This is a genomic window from Streptomyces sp. 2A115 (assembly GCF_052245575.1).
In the GTDB taxonomy this organism is placed as follows: Bacteria; Actinomycetota; Actinomycetes; order Streptomycetales; family Streptomycetaceae; genus Streptomyces.
Genome location: NZ_JBQQCG010000199.1, coordinates 1 through 2,539 on the forward strand (window position 1 = coordinate 1; position 2,539 = coordinate 2,539).

The window sequence follows — 2,539 nt, forward strand, 5'->3', positions numbered from 1 at the left end:
CAGTTGAGCGATAGCCCGGCAGGATATCCAGACCGTTCTGGCGCTCCTGCGGGACGCCTGCCGCCGCGGCGAGGTCTGCCGGCCGCTGGACTGGGGCTCCCGAGCGTTCGTGGATAAGGGCTTGGCCGCCCCGCCTGGCCTGGGCCAACGGTCACGGCGGCGCGTCGGGAGGGCCCAGCTGGGCCAGTGCGGTGGCGCTCGGGCTACCGGGATCTGCGGTGTAGAGAATCAGCCGCAGGCTGGTGCCGGGCATGAGCAGGGTTTGACGGTCAAGTTCCAGCTCGCCGAGTTCGGGATGATGCAGGCGTTTGCGCAGCGTCGGCCGGGGGCGCACGTCGTGGCTGCGCCAGCCGGCGACGAAGTCCGGGTTGTGCGCGGCGTATTCGTTGACCAGCTCGCCCAGCGCACGGTCCGCCGGATGGCGGGCGCCGGCCGCGCGCAGGTGGGCGGCGGACTGCCGGGCGAAGTCGCCTTCCGCGCCGACGGGAGCCGAGCAGAGGGTGCCGCCCAGCCGGATGGCGAGGCGCACGGTGTTGCGCTCGTGGACGGGCAGCTGCGCGAAGTCGATGATCAACGCGGCCGCCGCAGCGTTCCAGGTCACGATGTCCTCCAGGTCGTTCACCAGATAGGCGGGAATCGGGCCGAGCCGGTGCAGCAGTCGGCGTGCGTCGGCAGGCACCGGGGCGCGATCGGCGTCCGTACTGGGCGGGATCTGCCCGGCCAGCCGTGCCAGGTGCTCACGCTCTGTGGCGGTGAGGCGCAGCGCCGTGCCCAGCGCGGTCAGCACCTGCGGCGACGGACGCGGCGCGCGGGCCTGCTCCAGTCGCTCGTAGTAGCTCGTGGACACCCCGGCCAGGGCGGCCACCTCTTCCCGGCGCAGCCCGGGGGTGCGCCGGGCACGCAGGCCGGGTGGGTGGACAGCCGTGGTCGGCATCTGGGCCGGGCGTAGCGCCTCCCGCCGACGGCGCAGGAAGTCGGCCAGTTCTCCTCTGCTCACCCGGCCAGGTTGGCACAACGGCACTCGGCTTAGCCACGGACCAGTGGTCCGGGGCTCACTGGTGCGTTCCACGGCACTGCCTCGTGCGCCCACTCTGGTGCGGTCACACGTCCTGCTGAACGCTGGAGAATCACCGTGTCACCACGCACTTCCGAAGAGACCTTTGGCCAGCTGCTGGAGCTGCTGCTGGCCAAAGACATGGATGCCATCGCCGATCTGTGGGCGGAGTACGGCACCGCCGAGTTCCCCTTCGCCGAAGGGGCCTCACCGAGACGGCTGACTGGACGTGAGGCCGTCCGGGGCTATCTGGCCGGCTACCCGGACCTGATGGACGTGCAGGCGATCCCGACCCTCACCGTGCGCCACACGGACCAGCCGGACACCATCGTGGTGGAGTTCACCGCGCGCGGCCGCACGGTGGCCACCGATGAGCCGTACCAGTTGGACTACATCACGGTGCTCACCACCCACCAGGGCCTGATCACCCGTTATCGGGACTACTGGAACCCGCTGGCCGCTGCCTCAGCGGCCGGCACGCTGCCCGAACTGCTCGGCTCGCTGCGCTCGCAGGCCACCCGATGACCGGCGTGCTGATCACCGGCGGCACCGGGAAGACGGGAAGCGCCCTGGCCGAACTGCTCCGCAAAAGCGGTGTGCCGGTCCGGGTGGCCAGCCGCATCCCACCGGCCGACGCCCCGGACGCGGTTCGGTTCGACTGGAGCGACCCGGTCACCCACCCGGCCGCGCTGCACGGGATGGACCGGGTCTACCTGGTGCCTCCGGTGGACACCACGGACCCGATGCCGCTGGTCGAACCGTTCTTGGCCGAGGCCGAACGCCTCGGCGTGCGCCGGGTGGTGCTGCTCGGCTCCGCTATCGTGCTGCCCGGTGCCCCAAGTGCGCTGGAACTGGCCGCGCACGTGCGGGCCCGGCCCGGATGGGTGGTGCTGCGCGCCTCCGGGTTCATGCAGAACTTCCTGGCCCCCCACCCGCTGGGTGAGCGGATCCGGCGACGCGGTGAGATCCGCACCGCCGCCGGAACCGGCCGGGTGGGCTGGATCGACGCTCGCGACATCGCGGCGGTGGCCGCCGTGCTACTGGCCGAACCCGACGGCCACCCCGACGAGCGGCGTGACTACCTGCTCACCGGGCCGAAGGCGCTGAATTACCAGGACGCGGCACGGATCATCACCATCCACACCGGCCGGCCGATCCGGGTCGTGCCCGTCGGGGTCGCCGAGCAGGCAGACACCTACCGTGTGTCCGGCATGCCGGACGCCTTCGCGACCGCCCTCGCCGCTGTCGACGCCGGCATCCAAACCGGCCGTGACGACCAGGTCAGCACCGCGGTGCTGGACCTGACCGGACGCCCGCCCCGCACCTTCGCCGAGTTCGTCCAGGACCACGCACCCCAGTGGGCGAACGCCGGGACACCCGAAGACTGACCGACACCTGTGCTGGCCCCGGCGTGACTTCCTCCTTGGACCAGCCCGTGAGCTCGGCCACCCATCGTGCTCAACCCGCCAGATCAACTGGCAACTC

Annotated in this window: 3 protein-coding genes; 2 read left to right on the forward strand and 1 reads right to left on the reverse strand. The window is 71.5% G+C overall.

Annotated elements, in window-relative coordinates:
• Positions 1-151 precede the first annotated feature (151 nt).
• A complete protein-coding gene (locus ACTWQR_RS55505; RefSeq protein ID WP_443234977.1) occupies positions 152-997 on the reverse strand; it encodes a helix-turn-helix transcriptional regulator in 846 nt (281 codons plus the stop codon).
• Between the two features lie 135 nt (positions 998-1,132).
• Between ACTWQR_RS55505 and ACTWQR_RS55510 the strand changes: the two genes are divergently transcribed.
• Together ACTWQR_RS55510 and ACTWQR_RS55515 are read left to right on the forward strand one after the other, a co-directional pair.
• Positions 1,133-1,579: a nuclear transport factor 2 family protein gene (locus tag ACTWQR_RS55510; protein WP_443234978.1), complete on the forward strand. Its 447-nt coding sequence runs from the start codon at positions 1,133-1,135 to the stop codon at positions 1,577-1,579.
• Positions 1,576-2,442: an NAD(P)H-binding protein gene (locus tag ACTWQR_RS55515; protein ID WP_443234979.1), complete on the forward strand. Its 867-nt coding sequence runs from the start codon at positions 1,576-1,578 to the stop codon at positions 2,440-2,442. The genes ACTWQR_RS55510 and ACTWQR_RS55515 overlap by 4 nt, the downstream gene beginning before the upstream one ends.
• The last annotated feature ends 97 nt before the right edge of the window (positions 2,443-2,539 follow it).